A 15,955-nucleotide genomic window follows, 5' to 3' on the forward strand; every position below is an offset into this window, starting at 1 on the left:
GGGTGAGGTCTGCCGCGTGTGGGGTTGACGTGGCGGCGCCGGTGGCGGGCGAGGGGTGAGGTCTGCCGCGTGTGGGGTGGACGTGGCGGCTCTGCAACCCACCCGGGACCGCCGACGGGGCGCCTGGAGTGATCCAGGCGCCCCGTCGAGGTGACCATCGGACGCGGCGAGCGGGCGGACCGAGCGCCCGTTCGCCGTCGGGCGTCAGCGCTGCGAACGCTGCACGGCGTCGAGCCACTGCCGCCGAGCGGCCAGCGCGGTCCGCGCGGTCTCCACCGCGCGGGCGTCGCCCTTGGCCTCGGCGGCCGCGAGGTCGGCCTCGAGGGCGTTGATCGCGTCGACCAGCTGGGCGGTCGCGCCCTCGACGCGGGCCTTGAGCTCGGGGTCGCTGCGCCGCAGGTCGGCCTGCTCGGCGTCGCGCACCGCCTGCTCGACGGCGCGCAGCCGCGCCTCGACCCGGCTGATGTCCTTGCGGGGCACCTTGCCGGCCTCGTCCCAGGCGTCCTGGATCGCGCGCAGCTCACGCTTGGTCGAGGCGAGGTCCTTGACCGGGAGCAGGGCCTCCGCACGCGTGAGCAGCTCGAGCTTGACCTGGAGGTTCGCCTCGAACTCCGCGTCCACGGCCTCGTTCGCCGCCGTGCGGGCGCCGAAGAAGTGGTCCTGCGCGGCCTTGAAGCGCGCCCACAGCGCGTCGTCGTCCTTCCGGGAGCCGCGGGGGGCGGCCCGCCAGGAGTCCATGAGGTCGCGGAACTCCCCGCCGGTGGCGCCCCAGTCGGTGGAGTCCTGCAGCGCCTCCGCCCGCGCGACGAGCGCCTCCTTGACGCTGCGGGCCTCGGCGTTGCGCTTGTCCAGCGTCGCGAAGTGCGAGCGGCGTGCCTTGTCGAAGACGGTGCGCGCGTGCGAGAACCGCTTCCAGAGGGCGTCCTCGGTGGGGCGGTCGATGCGCACGCCGCTGCGCTGCGCCGTCTTCCACTCCTCCAGGAGGGCGGCGACCTTCGCCGTCGCGTCGCGCCACTGCACGCGCTCCGGGTCGGTCGCGGCGAGCGCCTCGACCTGCTCGACGATGGCGGTGCGCTCCTCGACGGCGCGCGCCCGGCTCTGCTCGCGCTCGGCCTGCGCCGCCGCGGCGATCTCCTGCGCGCGGACGGCCGCGGCCGACAACCGGGTGCGCAGCGCGGGCAGGTCGCCGACCGCAGCGGGCTCGGTGAGCTGCTCCTGGAGCGAGGCGATGGTCGAGGTCGCGTCCTTGGCGGGCAGGCCCGGCAGACGGGTCTCGAGCAGCTGGACCTGAGCGGCGAGGTCGAGGTACCGGCGGACGTAGAGGCTGAGGGCCTCCTCGGGCGCGCCACCCGGGACTTGGCCGACGACGCGGACCGTGTCGCCGTCGCGCACCGACACCGTGCCGTCCTCGGCCACGACGCCGAACTCGGCCGCGGCGGTCGCCGCCTCGTCCAGGGGTGCGGGGATCGGGGCGGGCGCCGCGGCCGGTGTGGCGGGGGCGGCTCCCGGGCGCGGTGCGGGGCGGGCCCCGCCGCCACCGGGTCGAGGACCGGGGCGCGGGCCCGGCCGGGGGCCCGGCGTGGGGCGCGGACGCGGCGTCGGAGGGGGCTCGGAAGCCGTCTCGGCTGCCGGCGTCTCGGGCTCCGGCGCGGCGACCGACTCGGTGGCGGCCTCGGGCTCGGCAACGGGCTCGCTGGCGGCCTCGGGCTCGGCCTCGCTCACGGCCTCCTGCTCGGCGGGCTCGTCGGAGGCGTCGGGGTCCGTGGCCACGTCGGCCTCGACCGCGGGCTCCGGCTCCGCAGCCGCGTCCGGGTCCGACGCGACGTCGGGCTCGTTCGCCTCAGGAGCCTGGACCGAGATCTCGGCCTCGACCGGGACGTCCGGCTCGACCGCCACCGCGGGCTCGGGGGCGGCGGCGACCGCGGGCTCGGGGTCGGCGGCGGTCTCGGCCGCGGCGTCGGGCTCCTGCTCCAGCGCGGGTGCGTCGTCGACCATCTGGTCGACCGGCTGGCCGCCTGCCGGCTCGGCAGACTGGTCGACGGCCGGGTCGAGCTCGCCGACAGGCCCCTCCTGGAGGGCGTCCTGCGGCTCGGGGGTCGTCTCGAGCGGGTCTGGGGTGGTGGTCACGAGATGGTCACCTTCTCGATGATGACCGCCGTCGCCGGCGGTCCGTCCGAGGCACCGGTGGTGGTGCCTGCTGCGCCTACGGACTGAAGGATGTCCAGTCCCTGGGTCACGGTACCGAACACCGTGTACCCCCCGGCAGCGTCGTCCGGGAGCGTGGTGTCCTCGAACACGAGGAAGAACTGGCTGCCCTGGCTGTCGGCGATGCCGGGCTGCCGCGCCATGGCGACCGTGCCGGCCGGGTAGGCCTGGTCGCTCGGCGAGTTCTCGATCGGCCCGAAGCTGTAGCCGGGACCGCCGGTGCCGCTCGCCGTCGGGTCCCCGCACTGCAGCAGCGCGTCCGGGAGGAGGCGGTGGCACGCCGTGCCGTCGTAGAAGCCGTCGCTCGCGAGCATGAGGAAGGACGCCACCGCCTGCGGGGCGGCCGCGCCGTCGAGCTCGAGCACGATGTCGCCGAGGTTCGTCGTGACCGTGGCCGTCCACGTGGTGCCGAGCGAGTCGGTGGCGGGCGGGGGTGCGTCGTAGGTGCGCGGCACCGTGGTCGGCAGGGCGTTCGGGTCGATCGACGCTGACGCGCCCGCCTCGGTCGCGCCCGCCGTCGCCTCGGCGGTCGCGGTCGCGGTCGCGGTCGCGCCGACCGTGGCCGTGGGGTCGACGGCCGGGTCGTCGCCGACGTCGCCCAGCGTGACCGCCGCGACCACGCCCGCGAGCACGAGGAGACCCGCCACGAGGCAGATCGCCACGATCCGTCGCTCCCGACGCAGCTTCGCGGCCCGCTCGTAGCGCGCCTGCGCCTTCGCTGCGCGTCGCCGCTCCGCGTCGCGCTGCTGCCTGCTGACCACTGCGGCCTCCCGCCGTCCCCGCCGATGCTCTGTGCGTCGCCGCCGCTACCCGTGCCGCGGCCGTCGGCAAGTCTAGGTCGGCGCCGCCCTCTGCCGGACCGCGCGCCGCCCCGCTCGACGACCGGCGCGGCGCCCCGCTCGGCGACTGGCGCGCCGCCCCGCTCGACGACCGGCTCGGCGCCCGCTCGGCGACTGGCTCGGTCGATCCGAGGGACCTGGAAGGATCGAGGCATGGCACGTGCATCCCTGTCCGGCTTCCCCGAGTGGCTCCCCGACCAGCGCATCGTCGAGCAGCGCGTGCTCGACGTCATCGCGCGGACCTTCGAGCTGCACGGGTTCGCCTCGGTCCAGACCCGCGCCGTCGAGCCGCTCGGCGAGCTCCTGCGCAAGGGCGAGACGTCGAAGGAGGTCTACGTGCTCTCGCGCCTGCAGGCCGACGAGGGCGAGGCCCCCGCGGACGAAGTCGACCGCCTCGGCCTGCACTTCGACCTCACCGTCCCGTTCGCGCGCTACGTCGTGGAGCACGCCGGTCGCCTCACGTTCCCCTTCAAGCGCTACCAGATCCAGCCGGTCTGGCGCGGCGAGCGGCCCCAGGACGGCCGGTTCCGCGAGTTCTGGCAGGCCGACATCGACGTCGTCGGCGACGGCGAGCTCCCCTTCCACCTCGAGGTCGACGTCGCGCTCGTCGCCGCCGAGGCGCTCACCGCTCTCGGGGCGCTCGGCCTGCCGCCGGTGCGCATGCTCGTCAACAACCGCAAGGTGGTCGAGGGGTTCTACGCCGGGATCGGCCTCGACCGCACGGAGGAGGTGCTGCGCGTCGTCGACAAGCTCGCCAAGATCGGGCCCGACGACGTCGCTCGCCTCCTGCGCGAGGAGGTCGGGGCGAGCGAGGCGCAGGTCGAGGCGTGCCTGGCCCTGTCCCGCCTCGGCGGCGACGTCACGGTAGTGGATCAGGTGCGCGACCTGGCCGACCGGTACGCCGTCGTCACCGCCGACGACCCGGCGCGTGCGCTGCTCGCGACCGGGCTGGGCGAGCTGTCCGCGCTGCTCGAGGCCGCCGAGCAGCGTGCCCCCGGGGTCGTGGCCGCCGACCTCTCGGTGGCCCGCGGCCTCGACTACTACACGGGGTCGGTCTACGAGACCGTCCTGCTCGGGCACGAGAATCTCGGCTCGATCTGCTCCGGCGGGCGCTACGACTCCCTTGCGACGGACGGGAAGCGCACCTTCCCCGGCGTCGGGATCTCGATCGGCGTGTCCCGGCTGCTCTCGCGGCTGTTCTCCGCCGACCTGGTCCGTGCGACCCGCAGCGTGCCGACGGCGGTGCTCGTCGCCGTCGTGGACGAGGACCGTCGTGCGGCGTCGGACGCGATCGCGGCGACGCTGCGCTCGCGCGGCATCCCGACCGACGTCGCCCCGACGGCGGCCAAGTTCGGCAAGCAGATCCGGTACGCCGACCGCCGCGGCATCCCGTTCGTGTGGTTCCCGGGCTCGGACGAGCCAGGCAGCGATCAGGCGGCGCACGGCGAGGTCAAGGACATCCGCTCGGGCGAGCAGGTGGCCGCCGACCCCGCGATGTGGAGCCCGCCGGCCGAGGACCTCTGGCCGCGCGTGGTCGCGGTCGTTCCGCAGTAGCCGGGGACCCCGCCGCCCGGCGCACCACGCGCGAGAGGCCGGTCCCGAACGGGACCGGCCTCTCGCCGTCGTGCAGGTGAAGCGTGCGCACGGGTGACCCGACGGCGGCGGGTGGACGAGCGTCCACCCGCGCCGCGTGGTCGGTGTGCGCCGATCAGTGCGTGCTGATCAGTGCGCGAAGGTGCGCGGGCGGCGCGGACGGTCGTCGCGGTCGCGCGGGCCGGCCTCACGGCCGCCGCGCGAGGGCGGACCGGAGTCCGCCTTGATCCGCAGCTGACGCCCAGCCACCTTGGCCGCGCTGATCCGGCGCTCCGCCTCGGCGTCGATCCCGAGCGGGATCTCGACGATGGAGAAGGACCCGAAGATGTCGATCTTGCCGATCTCGGCGCCGCGCAGGCCGCCCTCGCCGGTGATCGCGCCGACGATGCCCTGGGGCGTCACGCCGTCGCGGTGGCCGACCGAGATGCGGTAGCGGTTGCCACCCGACTCACGCGAGTCGCGACGGCCCGAGCGCTCACGGCCGCGACCGTCACGGTCGCCCCGCTCCTCGCGCTCGCCGTAGGAGCGGCGGTCGTCGCGGAGCGCGAACTCCTCGGGAACCTCGCGCGTCACGCCGTCGTCGCCCACGGCGAGCGCGAGGAGCGCGGCGGCGACGTCGAGGATGTCGGTCCCCGTCTCCTCGCAGTGCGCCACGAGCTGGGCGCGGGTGGTCGCGAGCGGGCTCGCGCCGATCCGGGCCTGCGCGGAGCCGAGCGCCGCGCCGAGGCGGTGGGTGAAGACGTCGGCGCGCGAGGGCAGCCGGGTCTCGACGAGGGTGGAGCCCGTCACGCGCTCGATCGTGCGCAGGCGGGGCTTCTCCTTCGGCGTGAGGAACGTGAGTGCCACGCCCGTGCGGCCGGCGCGGCCGGTCCGCCCGATGCGGTGCACGTACGTCTCGACCTCGCGCGGGACGTCGAAGTTGACGACGAGGCCGATGCGCTCGACGTCGAGCCCGCGGGCCGCGACGTCGGTGGCGACGAGCACGTCGAGCGTGCCGGCGCGCAGGCGGTCCACGATCTTCTCGCGGTCGCGCTGGGCGACGTCGCCCGAGATCGACGCGGCGTTGACGCCCATGGCGCTCAGCGCGGCCCCGACCTCCTCGGCCGTCTCCCGGGTGCGGACGAAGACAATCGCGGCCTCGGCGTCGCTCGTGGCGAGCACGCGCGCGACGGCCTCGGTCTTGTTGCGGAAGGGCACGACGGCGTAGCGCTGCTCGACCGAGCCGATCGGCGTGGACTGACGCGCGATCGAGATCTCGACCGGGTTGCTCAGGTGCGTGTTGGCCACCGCGCGGATCGCGGCGGGCATCGTCGCGGAGAACAGGGCGACCTGCTTGCTCTTGGGCGTGCCCGCGAGGATCGTCTCGACGTCCTCGGCGAAGCCCATCCGGAGCATCTCGTCGGCCTCGTCGAGGACCACGAAGCGCAGCGTGGACAGGTTGAGCGCGCGGCGCTCGATCATGTCCATGACGCGGCCGGGCGTCCCGACGACGACCTGGGCGCCGCGCTCGAGGCCCCGCAGCTGGGGCACGAAGCTGGCGCCGCCGTAGATCGGCAGCACCGTGGCGCGCGAGCCGGACGGCAGGAACGACGAGATCGCGTCGGCCACCTGGATCGCGAGCTCGCGGGTCGGGGTGAGCACGAGCGCCTGCGTCTCGCGCGAGGAGCCGTCGACGGCGGCGAGCATCGGCAGGCCGAACGCGGCGGTCTTGCCGGTCCCGGTCTGGGCGACGCCGACGATGTCGCGGCCGGCGAGCAGCGCCGGGATCGCGCGGGACTGGATCGGGGTCGGGGTGGTGAAACCGAGGGCGTCGACCGCCGCCATGATGTCGGCGGGCAGGCCGAGGCCAGCGAAGGTGGGGCCGGTCTCGACGGACGTCTCGACGGACGTCTCGGCCTCGGACGAGGTGTCGGCGGGCGTGCGGGCAGGGCTGTCAGCAAGGTCTGGCATGGCAGGGATATCCCAACGTGTCGAGCGGGGGGAGAGGTCGACGCGCGACGGGTCGCGTGCCGCACGTCCGCGCCCGGCCCGTCGTCCTGCCGTCGCACTCTGCGACGCGCGTGGTCCCGTCCGCTGCCTGGTCGTGCTGCAGCGCTCTGCGGGAGCTTGTGATGGGGCCCTGTGGCGGATTCGCACTCCAGGAACTCCCATAGCCTACCGGACGGGGTCCGCGCGGGCGGGGACGCCCCCGGTGACCTGGCTCACCCGCGCCCGCAGCCGCTGCGACCGCCGTGTCCGTGCCCAAGCCAGCGCCGGTGCCAGTGCCGGTGTCAGTGCCGGTGCCAGTGCCAGTGCCAGAATGCCGGGGTGTCGCCGTCCCGTCGCTCCGCCGTCGCGCCGTTCGAGGTGATGGACGTCGTCGCCGAGGCCATGCGGCGCCGCGCGGAGGGGCTCGAGTCGTACCTGCTGTGCGTGGGGGAGCCGAGCGGGGGAGCGCCCGCCGACGTGCGCGCCGCGGCCGAGCGCGCGCTGGCCGACCCCGCCGGGATCGCGCACGCCTACACGCAGCCCTCGGGCCTGCCCGCGCTGCGCGAGGAGATCGCGGGTCACTACGACCGGTGGCACGGCGTCGCGGTCGACCCCGCCGACGTCGTCGTGACAACGGGCGCGTCCTCCGCCTTCCAGGTCGCGGCGCTCGCCGCGTTCGACCACGGCGACCGGGTCGCCGTCCCGGCGCCGGGCTACCCCGCCTATCGCAACCTCCTGGCCGCGCTCGGCTGCGAGGTGGTCGACGTCGACGCGGGCGCCGCCTGCGACTACCGGCTCACCGTGGCGGCCCTCGCGGAGCAGCACGCCCGCCGGCCCCTCGCCGGGGTCGTGCTCGCGAGCCCCGCCAACCCCACCGGCACCATGGTCGACGCGGTCGCCATGGCGGCGCTGACGCGCTGGTGCGCCGAGAACGGCGTCGTCCTCGTGAGCGACGAGATCTACCACGGGCTCACCTACACGGGCTCGCGCGGCGAGAGCGCGCTCGCGCACACCCGTGAGGCGTTGACGGTGGGGTCGTTCTCCAAGTACTGGGGCATGACCGCGTGGCGGCTGGGCTGGATCGTGCTGCCGCGTGCCCTGCGCGCCGCGGGGGAGGCGCTGGCGGGCAACCTGCAGCTGTGCGCGCCGTCGCTCGCGCAGGTCGCGGCGCTGCGCGCGTTCACGCCCGGCAGCTATGCCGAGTGCGACGCGCGGCGGGACGCGCTGCACGCCGCACGGGACGCCGTCGTGGCGCGCGCACCGGCGCTGGGCTGGCGTGACGTCGCCCCGCCGGACGGCGCGTTCTACCTGTGGGCGGACGTGTCGGGCAGCGGGCTGGACTCGCGCACGTACTGCGCCCGCCTGCTCGAGGCCACGGGGGTGGCGCTGGCGCCCGGGACGGACTTCGACCCGGTCGCCGGGAGCTCGCACGTGCGGCTGTCGTTCTCGCCCGGCGCCGAGGTGGTCGCGCGGGCGTGCGACCGGATCGCGGACTGGAGCGCCTGAGCGCGACTACCATCGAACGTCGGCTCGCGCGCTGCGGGCCGAGACACCCGGAAGGAACCTCCTCGTGCTCCGCACCCACACCGCAGGCGACCTGCGCGCCACCGACATCGGGACCACCGTCACCCTCACGGGCTGGGTGGATCGCCGTCGGGATCACGGCGGCGTGGCGTTCCTGGACCTGCGCGACGCCTCCGGCATCGCCCAGGTCGTCGTGCGGGACGAGGAGGTCGCGCACCCGCTGCGCGCCGAGTGGGTCCTCCAGGTCACCGGTGAGGTGACGCGCCGACCCGCGGGCAACGAGAACCCGAACCTCCCCACCGGTGAGATCGAGGTGGTGGCGAGCGACGTCGTCGTGCTCAACCAGGCCGCGCCGCTGCCCTTCCAGGTCTCCACCGCGCTGGACGCGACCGAGCACGCCGCGATCGGTGAGGAGGCGCGTCTGAAGTACCGCTACCTCGACCTGCGCCGCCCGGCGCCCGCCCGCGCGCTCCGCCTGCGCGCGAGGGTCTCGCAGGTCGCGCGTCGCGTGCTCGACGGCGAGGGCTTCGTGGAGATCGAGACGCCCACCCTCACGCGGTCCACGCCCGAGGGCGCGCGCGACTTCGTGGTGCCCGCGCGCCTGTCCCCGGGGTCCTGGTACGCGCTGCCGCAGAGCCCGCAGCTGTTCAAGCAGCTGCTCATGGTCGCGGGCATGGAGCGCTACTACCAGATCGCCCGGTGCTACCGGGACGAGGACTTCCGGGCCGACCGCCAGCCGGAGTTCACCCAGCTCGACGTCGAGGCGTCGTTCGTGGACCAGGACGACGTCATCGCGCTCACCGAGAAGCTGCTGGTGGAGATCTGGCGCCTCGTCGACGTCGAGGTGCCCACCCCGATCCGGCGGATTACCTACGCGGACGCGATGGCGCACTACGGCACCGACAAGCCCGACCTGCGGTTCGGGCTCGAGCTCGTCGACCTCACGGCGTACTTCGCGCAGACCCCGTTCCGCGTGTTCCAGGCGCCGTACGTCGGAGCCGTGGTGCAGCCCGGCGGCGCCGCGACGCCGCGCCGCGGCTTCGACGCGTGGCAGGAGTGGGCCAAGCAGCGCGGCGCCAAGGGCCTGGCCTATGTGACGGTCGGCGAGGACGGCACGCTCGGCGGGCCCGTCGCCAAGAACCTCACCGACGACGAGCGTGCCGGCCTGGCGCAGGCCACGGGCGCGGGCCCGGGCGACGCGATCTTCTTCGCGGCCGGCGCCGCGACCGCGTCGCGCGCGCTGTTGGGCGCCGCGCGCCTGGAGATCGGCCGCCGCGGCGGCCTCATCGACGAGGACGCCTGGTCGTTCGTGTGGGTGGTCGACGCGCCGCTGTTCAAGCCCGTGGGCGAGGACGACGACGTCGCGGTCGGGGCCGGTGCCTGGACCGCGGTGCACCACGCGTTCACGTCGCCGACCCCGGACTGGATCGACACGTTCGAGAACGACCCGGGCGCCGCCCTCGCCTACGCCTACGACATCGTCTGCAACGGCAACGAGATCGGCGGCGGCTCGATCCGTATCCACCAGCGGGACGTGCAGGAGCGCGTGTTCGCCGTCATGGGCATCGACCCCGAGCAGGCGCAGGAGAAGTTCGGCTTCCTGCTCGAGGCGTTCTCGTTCGGAGCGCCCCCGCACGGCGGGATCGCGTTCGGCTGGGACCGCATCGTCGGCCTCCTCGCGGGCACCGACTCGATCCGCGACGTCATCGCCTTCCCGAAGTCCGGCGGCGGTTACGACCCGCTGACCGGCGCGCCCGCGCCGATCACGGCGCAGCAGCGCAAGGAGGCCGGCGTCGACGCGGCGCCGCCGAAGCCGAAGGCCGGTCAGGCCGAGACGGCCGCTGGGGACGCCGCCGCGACGCCCGACGGCGAGGCACCGGCCGCGCCCTCCGTCACCTCGGCGCGGGCGTGAGGCTCGCGCTGCCCGACCCGCTCGTCGACCACCCCCTGCTGCTCGCCGAGCGCGGGGAGTGGTCGGCCGCGCGCGTCGAGCGCACCGCTGACGCGGTCCTGCTCGTGCGACCCGGCGCGCAGGGCGACGTGCTGTTCGCGCTCGGCCCGGACGCGGGCGTGCTGGATCTGCTCGACGCCGAGGCGCGGCTGCGCTACCGGTCCGAGGCACGGGGGGCGATGTGGCTGTCGGCCCCGGCCTCCGTCGCCGTGCCCGCCTGGGTGCTGGACGCGCTCGGGCTCGCGGCGTTCTCGCGCTGGGACTGGCTCGCCACGACGGAGCGGCCCGGGGAACGTGGCCACGACGCCGGCACCGTGCGGCTCCTCGATCGCCTGGCGGACCAGGATGCGATCCGCGCGGTGCTGACAGCCGCGAACCCCATCTCGACGGCGGATCCGTCCGCCGCCGGCGAGGTCGCGTGGTTCGGCGCGTACGACGGCGAGGCGCTCGTCGGCGTGATCGGCGCCCGGATCGCCCAGGGTGGGCTCGGCGAGGACGAGCGCGGGGGTCGTGGAGCGGACCGGGTGGGCTCGGCGTGGGGCACGGCCTCGGGCACGGCGCCGGATTCGGTGTCGCACGAGGCGTCCGCCGAGGAGCCGACCGTCGAGCCCACGGACGGCGAGCCGTTCTCCTGGCACCTGCACGGGCTCGCGGTGCTGCCGCAGACACGCCGGCGTGGCCTGGGCGCGGCGCTCACCGCGGCGGCCACCGCCGCCGGCCTGGATGCCGGCGCCGACTGGGTCTCGCTCGGGATGTACGCGGACAACGCGGGCGCCCGGCGTCTGTACGAGCGGCTCGGCTTCGTCACGCAGGCGCGCATGGCCTCCTACGGGCCCCAGGGCGTGACGCGGCCGCTGCGCTGACGGCGGGCGCGGGCAGCATCGGGGCGCGGACGCGGCGGCTCAGTGCTCGATCGCGAACCGGGCGGCGATCGGGCGCATCCACCGCGGCGCCCACCAGTTGAGGTCGCCGAGCACGGTCATGGTCGCGGGCACGAGCAGCATCCGGACGAGGGTGGCGTCGAGCGCGACCGCCACGGCCAGCGCGAACCCGGCCTCCTTGATCGGCAGCAGATCGCCCGAGGCGAAGCCGGCGAACACGACGATGATGACGAGCGCGGCGGACGTGATGATCCGACCCGAGCGCTGCAGACCGAGCCGCACTGCGTCGTCGTTCGTCGCGCCGTGGTCGTACAGCTCCTTGATCCGCGAGATGAGGAAGACCTCGTAGTCCATCGCGAGGCCGAACCCGAAGGCGATGACGATCGCCACGACGTAGCTCTCGAGCCCGCCCGACGGCTCGAACCCCAGCAGCCCTGCGCCGTGGCCGTCCTGGAACACCCACGTCGTGATCCCGAGCGAGGCGCAGATCGACACGGCGTTCGTGAGCAGCGCCTTGATCGGCACGAGGACCGACCCGGTCATGAGGAACAGCAGCACGAAGGTCGCGAGCACCACCATGCCGCCCGCGAGGGGCAGGCCCTCGAGCAGGGCCGCGGTGAAGTCGGCCTGGCCCGCGGCCTGGCCACCGACCAGCAGCGGCTCGGGGGTGTCGAGGGCGCGAATGTCGTGGACCACCGTGACCGCGTCGGCGCTGTCCGGCTCGATCGAGTCGCCCAGGCGCACGCCGAGGAGCACGTGCTCGCCGTCGGCCCCCACGGGTGCGGCCGCGTCGACCGAGGCGACGCCCGGCACGTCCGCAAGGTCGGCGGCGATCGCGGCGACGTCGTCCTCGGCGGGGGACACGGCGTCGGGCACCACCCAGATGTCCGCCGCGGACGTGGCGGGGAAGCGCTCGGCGACCGCGTCGTACGCGCCTCGCGCGGCCGAGGACTCCGGCAGCGCGTCGATGCCGGAGTTGCGCAGGTGCAGGTGCGCCAGCGGCGACGCCGCGACCAGCAGCAGCGCGAGGCACGTGAGCAGCACGAGCCACGGCCGGCGCTGCACCCACGTGGTGAGCCGGGAGAACACGCCGTGCTCGGGGGCGACGTCGCCCAGGCGCCCGACCACGCGCCGCACCAGCGGCACCCGGGCCAGCACCGAGGGGCGCAGGAAGCGCCGTCCGCTCAGCGTGAGCAGCGCCGGCACCAGCGTGATCGCCGTGAGCAGCGCGATGACCACGACGATGCCGCCCGCCACGCCGAGGCCCTTGAGCAGCGACGGCGACATCGCGGTGAGCGCGCCGACGCAGATCGCGATGGTCAGCGCCGAGTAGAGCACCGTGCGGCCGGCGGTCGCCACGGTCCGCTCGACGGCGCGCACCACCAGCGGGTCGCGCCGGCGGCCGCCGCGGCGGCGCTTCCCGAGGGCGATCCCCGCCGTGATCGCGAGCTCCATCTCGTCGACGAGGTGCTTCAGCTCCTCGCGGAACCGCGACACCATCAGCAGGCCGTAGTCGATCGAAAGGCCAAGCCCGAGCAGCGTGACGACGTTGATGACGACCGAGTCCAGGTCCATCACGTACGACAGCGCCCAGATGCTCCCGAGGCCGCTCGCGATCGACGCGAGGGCGCCCACGATCGGCATCCCCGCGGCCAGCGCCCCGCCGAACACGATGATCATGACGAGCAGCGAGATGGGCAGCGCGACGAGCTCGCCGCGGACGAGGTCCCGTTCCATCTGGTGGTTGAACTCGCGGATGAGGATTGCGCCTGACGTCACGTCGGCGTCCGTGGCCAGGTCCGCGTCGACGAGCTCCTGGCCGAGCGCGACGAGCCGGTCCTCCACCTCGAGGCCGACCGCCTTCTCCCGCGCGTCGGACAGGTCGCTCTCGAGCGTCACGGTGACGAGGAAGGCCTCGCCGTCCTCGGACACGAGGGCCGCGACCTCGGGCGCCGTGGGACCGAGTGGGTGCTGGTAGGGGTCGGCCTCCTCGGCGACGCCGTCGATCGCGGTGAGGTCCGCGCGGGCGTCGTCGAGGATCGCGTCGGTGGCGGCGACCGCGTCGGCGTCGGTGAGGTCCACGCCGTCGACCATGAGCGTCGTCGTCGCGCCCGAGGCGGACTCCTGCAGCAGCTGCGAGACCTGCTCGGACTGGCTGCCGGGGACGGTCGGCTCGCCCGTCTCGAGCTTCTTGAACAGCGGCGTGCCGCCGAGCCCGGTCATGGCGGCGCCTGCGGCGATGCCCGCGACGAGCACCCAGACGACCAGGACCCACAGCGGGCGGCGCGTGACGAGGTGGCCGAGGCGGACGAACACGGGGTCAACTCTCCCACGGGCCGCGCGCGCAACGGGGGCGTCAGCGCCTCGCCGTAGGCTTCCGGGGTGGATCTGTTCGAGGCGGCCTCGCGCGCCGACGACGGCACGCCGGCCGTGCGCGCCGACGCGCCCCTCGCGGTGCGGATGCGCCCGGCCCGGCTCGAGGAGGTCGTCGGCCAGGACCACCTGCTCCAGCCCGGCTCTCCGTTGCGCCGCCTGGTCGAGCCCGCCCGCCCGGGTGCGGTGCCGCCGTCGTCCGTCGTGCTGTGGGGCCCGCCGGGCACCGGGAAGACGACCATCGGCTACCTCGTGGCCTCCGCGCAGGGACGTCGGTTCGTCGAGCTGTCCGCGGTCACCGCCGGGGTGCGCGACGTGCGTGCCGTCATCGAGGACGCCCGGCGCCGGCTCGCGGGCGGCGGCGAGGAGACCGTGCTGTTCGTGGACGAGGTGCACCGCTTCTCCAAGACGCAGCAGGACGCGCTCCTGCCCAGCGTGGAGAACCGGTACGTCACGCTCGTCGCGGCGACCACCGAGAACCCGTCGTTCTCGGTCATCTCGCCGCTGCTGTCCCGCTCGCTGCTGCTCACGCTTCGCCCGCTCGAGCCCGACGACGTCGCCGGCCTCGTGCGTCGCGCCGTCGCCGACCCGCGCGGCCTGGCCGGCCGGTTCACGATCGACGACGACGCCGTCGCGCACCTCGTACGCCTCGTCGGCGGCGACGCGCGCAAGGCGCTCACCGTGCTCGAGGCGGCCGCGGCGACGGCGGGCGACGAGGCCGCAGCCGGCGACGCGGCAGCCGGCGAGGACGCGGCGGGGGCGCCCGACGGCGAGCCCCCGGTCGCGATCGACCTCGCCACCGTGGAGCGCGCCGTCGACGTGGCGGCCGTGCGCTACGACCGCGACGGGGACCAGCACTACGACGTCGCGAGCGCGTTCATCAAGTCGATGCGCGGCAGCGACGTCGACGCGGCGCTGCACTACCTCGCCCGGATGCTCGCGGCGGGGGAGGACCCCCGGTTCGTGGCGCGGCGCATCGTCATCGCGGCGAGCGAGGAGGTCGGGATGGCCGACCCCACCGCGCTGTCCACCGCCGTCGCCGCGTTCCAGGCCGTGAGCTTCATCGGCATGCCCGAGGCGCGGATCGTGCTCGCGCAGGCCGTGGTGCACATCGCGACCGCGCCGAAGTCGAACGCGTCCTACGCCGCGATCGACGCGGCGCTGGCCGACGTGCGCGCGGGTCGTGCCGGGTCCGTGCCCAGCCACCTGCGGGACGCGCACTACGCGGGCGCCGAGCGGCTGGGCTACGGCCAGGGCTATGCCTACGCGCACGACGCACCGCACGCCGTCGCCGCCCAGCGCTACCTGCCCGAGGGGCTCGAGGGTGCTCGGTACTACGCGCCGACCGGGCGCGGCAACGAGGCGCAGGTGGCCAAGCGGCTCGAGCGGATCCGGGAGATCCTCGACTCCGTCGGGCCTGTTTCGCCCCCGGTGTGACGCTGGGCGCGGCCGGACCGGCCGGTGTGACGCTGGGCGCGGCCGGACCGGCCGGTGTGACGCTGGGCGCGGCAGGGCCGGCCGGTGTGACGCTGGGCGCGGCAGTGCTCGCCGGTGTGACGCTGGGCGCGGCAGGGCCGGCCGGTGTGACGCTGGGCGCGGCAGGGCTCGCCGGTGTGACGCTGGGCGCGGCAGGGCTCGCCGGTGTGACGCTGGGCGCGGACGGGCTCGCTCTGCCGCGCCGAGCGTCACACGCGGGATCTCCGACGCGCAGCAGCACGAGGCGATGCGGTAGGATCCTTCAGTTGCCTTGCGCCCGCCCACGACCACCCGGTCGCGATCGGACAGCACGGCCCTGGGGTCCTAGCCACCGCACCGGCTCGCCGGAGCACCGAAGGTCGGCCCCACCCCCGGACGGACACGCCGCGCCGGGAGTGACATCGAGACAGGAACGAGAACAGCATGGCTTCCAGCCGCGCCCGCAACCAGGTGCGCCTCTCGCGCGCCCTGGGCATCGCCCTCACGCCGAAGGCCGCTCGCGCCTTCGAGAAGCGTCCCTACCCACCCGGTGAGCACGGTCGTGCGCGCAAGCGGCAGGAGTCCGACTACGCGGTGCGTCTCAAGGAGAAGCAGCGTCTGCGCGCGCAGTACGGCATCCGCGAGGCCCAGTTCCGCCGCACGTTCGACGAGGCGCGTCGTCACCCGGGTCTGACCGGTGACCGCTTCGTCGAGCTGCTCGAGATGCGTCTCGACGCGCTCGTGCTGCGCTCCGGCTTCGCCCGCACGATCGCCCAGGCCCGCCAGGTCGTGGTGCACCGCCACATCCTCGTGGACGGCGCGATCGTGGACCGCCCGTCCTTCCGCGTGAAGCCGGGCCAAACCATCCAGGTCAAGCCCAAGAGCCAGGCCACCACCCCGTTCCAGATCGCCGCCGCCGGTGCGCACCGCGACGTGCTGCCCCAGGTGCCGGGCTACCTCGACGTCCAGCTCGAGAAGCTCCGCGCCTCCCTGGTGCGCGAGCCGAAGCGCGCCGAGGTCCCCGTGCAGGCCGACGTCCAACTGATCGTCGAGCTCTACGCCCGCTGATCCGCGACCGTCCGAGTCCGTCGCGTCGACTCGACCCACCGCGTGTGCCCCGGCTCGTGCCGGGGCACACGCGCGTCTGGGTAGTCTCGTCCGAGGAT

10 protein-coding genes are annotated in these 15,955 nt (G+C 74.9%); 6 read left to right on the plus strand and 4 right to left on the minus strand.

The features are described from left to right. Nucleotides 1-204: 204 nt before the first annotated feature. Both FH969_RS05425 and FH969_RS05430 read right to left on the minus strand, forming a co-directional pair. A complete protein-coding gene (locus tag FH969_RS05425; RefSeq protein ID WP_246071727.1) occupies nucleotides 205-2,127 on the minus strand; it encodes a DUF349 domain-containing protein in 1,923 nt (640 codons plus the stop codon). Next, nucleotides 2,124-2,966, minus strand: a complete 843-nt coding sequence (locus FH969_RS05430; RefSeq protein ID WP_139986408.1) for a peptidylprolyl isomerase — start codon at nucleotides 2,964-2,966, stop codon at nucleotides 2,124-2,126. Before FH969_RS05430 ends, FH969_RS05425 begins: the two co-directional genes overlap by 4 nt. 231 nt (nucleotides 2,967-3,197) lie before the next feature. Between FH969_RS05430 and hisS the strand changes: the two genes are divergently transcribed. Further along, a complete protein-coding gene (gene hisS, locus FH969_RS05440; protein WP_139986410.1) occupies nucleotides 3,198-4,598 on the plus strand; it encodes a histidine--tRNA ligase in 1,401 nt (466 codons plus the stop codon). A 168-nt stretch (nucleotides 4,599-4,766) separates the two neighbouring features. On the opposite strand, the gene FH969_RS05445 is transcribed toward hisS, so the two are convergent. Further along, nucleotides 4,767-6,587: a DEAD/DEAH box helicase gene (locus tag FH969_RS05445; RefSeq protein ID WP_139986411.1), complete on the minus strand. Its 1,821-nt coding sequence runs from the start codon at nucleotides 6,585-6,587 to the stop codon at nucleotides 4,767-4,769. 357 nt (nucleotides 6,588-6,944) lie between these two features. On the opposite strand from FH969_RS05445, the gene FH969_RS05450 reads away from it, so the two are divergent. The 3 genes from FH969_RS05450 to FH969_RS05460 all read left to right on the plus strand — a co-directional run bounded on the left by FH969_RS05450 (nucleotide 6,945) and on the right by FH969_RS05460 (nucleotide 10,943). Then, the gene (locus FH969_RS05450) at nucleotides 6,945-8,111 is read left to right on the plus strand and encodes a pyridoxal phosphate-dependent aminotransferase (RefSeq protein WP_139986412.1); all 1,167 of its coding nucleotides are present in this window, start codon (nucleotides 6,945-6,947) and stop codon (nucleotides 8,109-8,111) included. A gap of 64 nt (nucleotides 8,112-8,175) precedes the next feature. Continuing rightward, entirely contained in the window at nucleotides 8,176-10,041 is a 1,866-nt protein-coding gene (gene aspS / locus FH969_RS05455; RefSeq protein ID WP_139986413.1) for an aspartate--tRNA ligase, read from the plus strand. Continuing rightward, nucleotides 10,038-10,943 carry a GNAT family N-acetyltransferase gene (locus FH969_RS05460; protein ID WP_139986414.1) on the plus strand — a complete coding sequence of 302 codons (906 nt, stop codon included), beginning with the start codon at nucleotides 10,038-10,040 and terminating at the stop codon, nucleotides 10,941-10,943. Before aspS ends, FH969_RS05460 begins: the two co-directional genes overlap by 4 nt. A gap of 39 nt (nucleotides 10,944-10,982) precedes the next feature. Here FH969_RS05460 and FH969_RS05465 read toward each other — a convergent pair whose 3' ends face one another. Further along, complete coding sequence (locus FH969_RS05465; RefSeq protein ID WP_139986415.1) at nucleotides 10,983-13,277, minus strand: MMPL family transporter; 2,295 nt, start codon at nucleotides 13,275-13,277, stop codon at nucleotides 10,983-10,985. Between the two features lie 66 nt (nucleotides 13,278-13,343). Here FH969_RS05465 and FH969_RS05470 point away from each other — a divergent pair, with 66 nt between their 5' ends. Next, nucleotides 13,344-14,771: a replication-associated recombination protein A gene (locus FH969_RS05470; protein ID WP_139986416.1), complete on the plus strand. Its 1,428-nt coding sequence runs from the start codon at nucleotides 13,344-13,346 to the stop codon at nucleotides 14,769-14,771. 462 nt (nucleotides 14,772-15,233) lie between these two features. After that, a complete protein-coding gene (gene rpsD / locus FH969_RS05475; RefSeq protein ID WP_108717477.1) occupies nucleotides 15,234-15,857 on the plus strand; it encodes a 30S ribosomal protein S4 in 624 nt (207 codons plus the stop codon). The last annotated feature ends 98 nt before the right edge of the window (nucleotides 15,858-15,955 follow it).

This window comes from Miniimonas arenae (genome assembly GCF_006351005.1).
Classification (GTDB): domain Bacteria; phylum Actinomycetota; class Actinomycetes; order Actinomycetales; family Beutenbergiaceae; genus Miniimonas; species Miniimonas arenae.

Excerpts from the sequence above, each read along its gene's own strand:
- rpsD (WP_108717477.1), top strand. The coding sequence starts at position 15,234 with ATGGCTTCCAGCCGCGCCCGCAACCAGGTGCGCCTCTCGCGCGCCCTG.
- FH969_RS05445 (WP_139986411.1), bottom strand. The coding sequence starts at position 6,587 with ATGCCAGACCTTGCTGACAGCCCTGCCCGCACGCCCGCCGACACCTCG.
- hisS (WP_139986410.1), top strand. The coding sequence starts at position 3,198 with ATGGCACGTGCATCCCTGTCCGGCTTCCCCGAGTGGCTCCCCGACCAG.